The organism is Pseudonocardia nigra, assembly GCF_019396355.1.
Taxonomy (GTDB): domain Bacteria; phylum Actinomycetota; class Actinomycetes; order Mycobacteriales; family Pseudonocardiaceae; genus Pseudonocardia; species Pseudonocardia nigra.
This window is the reverse complement of the sequence record NZ_JAHKRK010000397.1, coordinates 1-2554: the sequence shown is the minus strand read 5'-3', so window position 1 is coordinate 2554 and position 2554 is coordinate 1. Positions and strand designations below refer to the sequence as shown.

4 protein-coding genes are annotated in these 2554 nt (G+C 64.4%); 2 read left to right on the top strand and 2 right to left on the bottom strand.

What is annotated here, in order from left to right:
* Positions 1-274 precede the first annotated feature (274 nt).
* Positions 275-991, bottom strand: a complete 717-nt coding sequence (locus tag KME75_RS40860; protein ID WP_219420358.1) for a reverse transcriptase/maturase family protein — start codon at positions 989-991, stop codon at positions 275-277.
* Positions 976-1398, bottom strand: a complete 423-nt coding sequence (locus tag KME75_RS40855; protein ID WP_219420357.1) for a reverse transcriptase family protein — start codon at positions 1396-1398, stop codon at positions 976-978. The genes KME75_RS40860 and KME75_RS40855 overlap by 16 nt, the downstream gene beginning before the upstream one ends.
* Before the next feature lie 321 nt (positions 1399-1719).
* Between KME75_RS40855 and KME75_RS40850 the strand changes: the two genes are divergently transcribed.
* Positions 1720-1917, top strand: coding sequence for a hypothetical protein (locus KME75_RS40850; RefSeq protein WP_219420356.1), 198 nt, complete (start codon positions 1720-1722; stop codon positions 1915-1917).
* Positions 1918-2155: 238 nt separating this feature from the next.
* A complete protein-coding gene (locus KME75_RS40845; RefSeq protein WP_219420355.1) occupies positions 2156-2482 on the top strand; it encodes an ABC transporter permease in 327 nt (108 codons plus the stop codon).
* Positions 2483-2554 lie beyond the last annotated feature (72 nt).

The window sequence follows — 2554 nt, the reverse complement described above, 5'->3', positions numbered from 1 at the left end:
AGCTGTTGCGCATCTCGCGCGACACGCGGTCAAGCACGAATTGAGACCGACTCGTGATCAAGTGCTCGACGTACCCCTCATGTCACGAAGAGCAGTCACCATTCAGACTTGTGAATAAGCCCCCTGGGCGAGAAGGTAGTACTGGACGAGCCCCCGGTACTGCCCCGGTACTCGGCCTGGTACTTCGCGACGATCGTGAAGTCTTCGTCATGAAGCAGCATGCCACGTTGCGCCGGCTGCCCTTTGCTCATGTAGAGCGCGCACTTCTGCCTGATCACCTGCCGTGGCACGAACAAGCCGATCGCGCCGTTGACCGCCCGACGGTTCCGGGTGATCTTCGTGTCGGAGTGTTGGGCCCGGATGTCATAGCCGAGGAAGTGCGCCGCCTGGCTGGCGGCGTGGAGAGTTCCAGCTTGAGCTCGTCACGCAGGAACGCGCCAATCTTCGACTTGATCTCCTCGGCTTCGCGCTTGGGGCCGGCGAACCCCAAGAGCCAATCGTCGGCGTACCGGACGTAACGCAGCCGTCGGTAATGCGGATCGTTCGGGTCCTGGCTCGGCAGGGTGCGACGCTGGAGCCGAAGCTCCCGCACCGCCTCCCGGTCGCCGCGCCGGACGGCCCTCGCGATCGCGTACTCGATGGCCCTGTACTCCCGGTTAGGTCGCCGACGCAGGCCCTTGTTGTAGTCGGGCAGCAGAGACTGTTCAATGAACTGGTCCAGCCGATCAAGGTAGATATTCGACAGGATCGGGGAGGCGACCCCACCCTGCGGCGCGCCGCTGAGGGTGTTGTGCCACCGCCAGTCGTCCAAGTATCCGGCCTTGAGCATGTGGCTGATCAGCCGCAAGAACCGGCCATCATGGATCTTCTCCGAGAGCGTCGATAGCATCACTTCATGGTCGAGGCTGCCGAAACAGTCGGAAATGTCTCCTTCGATGAACCAGTGCGTCCCTTTCCAGGTTTCCACCACCTCGCTCAGCGCGTATGGCATCCCCGGTGCGGGCGGAAGCCGTGGGATCGGTCGGAGAACCGGACGTCGTAGTACGCCTCAAGGAGTAGCCGTACTACCTCGGCGACCAGTTTGTCCGACCAGGTCGGCAGGCCAAGCGGGCGCTTTTTCGTTGATCCTTTCTTCTCGATGTAGACCCGTTTCACCGGAGACCATCGGTACCGCTCGGCACGTAAAGCGCCGATGATCGCTCCGATCTTCTCCAGGGACATGCCGTCCGCGGTTTCCGTGGTGACCCCTGGCGTCATCGCACCCGCGTTGGCGTAGATGCGCCCGTAGGCCACCAAATACAGCTGAGGGTTGAATAGTTGCCGATATAGCCTCTCGATCGGCAGCCCTTTCTCACCGCGCTTACGGATGATGTCCAGCACCGCTTCGGCGCTCTGCATTACGCATGCCTCCCTTCGCTGGACCTCTCGATCACCTGTGCCCCTTCGCCCTGTGGTCTCGGCTTTCCCGGCCTCCCTGGCAGGTCGTGGCTCCTGCGACTACTACGGGCACTCCGTCGCCATAGGGCTCGCGCCCCGTAGGCGATCCCGCGGTACGTCTTCGCTGTACGTATCGAGCACGACGTAGGCCACCCACTCGTCTCCTTCGCGCCGGTCCTGCTGCTCGACGAACCCTTCTCCGCGCTCGACGAGCAGACCCGCCTGCGCCTCGGAGGGCAGCTGATCACCCTGCTGGAGGAGCAGCACAAGACCGTCGTGTTCGTGACGCACAGCCTCTCCGAGGCCGCGTACCTCTCCGACCGGATCGTCGTCATGGGCCCTCGCCCGGCGGTGATCAAGGAGATCATCGAGGTGCCGCTCCAGCGGCCGAGGCATCCCTCTCTGATGCGGCGGCCCGAGTTCCACGCGCTCATCGACCGGTTGTCCGCGCTCCTCTTGCCCGAGAGTGACGAGTCGTGACTCGCGCGCGGCGGCCGCTCGTCTACGCGGGGGTCATCCTCGTCGTCGTCGCGGCGTGGCAGGCGGCGAGCGCCAGCGGGCGTGTTCCGCCGATCCTGCTGGCCTCGCCCATGAGTGTCGTGGATGCGCTGGCGAGCATCGTCGGCGACCCGGCCGTCGCCCTCGATCCCCTCCTGGTGACCATGAAGGAGACCGGGATCGCGTTCCTCATCGCCACCGGGGCCGCCGGGGGGCCGCCGTGTCTCTTGGACTCGTCGTCGGCACCTCGCGGCTCCTGCGCGATGCGTACGAACCGGTGTTCACGACGATCAGCGCTCTGCCGCTCGTGGTGCTCTACCCGATCGTCGCAGCGATCCTCGGCGTCGGCAGCGGATCAAAGATCGTGATCGGCACGCTCTACGCCTTCTTTCCCATTGTGATCGCCACTACCAGGGCGGCAGCGACCGTCGATACACGTCTTCTCGCTGCGGCCCGAGCGATGGGCGCCTCATCCGCGGAGGTGACTCGTTCCGTGGTAAGCATTCAGCCCGATCTTGAGCGTGACCTCGTGTCGGGGTCAGTGTGATCTTGGCGGCAGTGGCGTGTCGATCACGAATGATCGGCTGGTCTGCGGTGTGATCTTGGGGTGTCCGAGCCG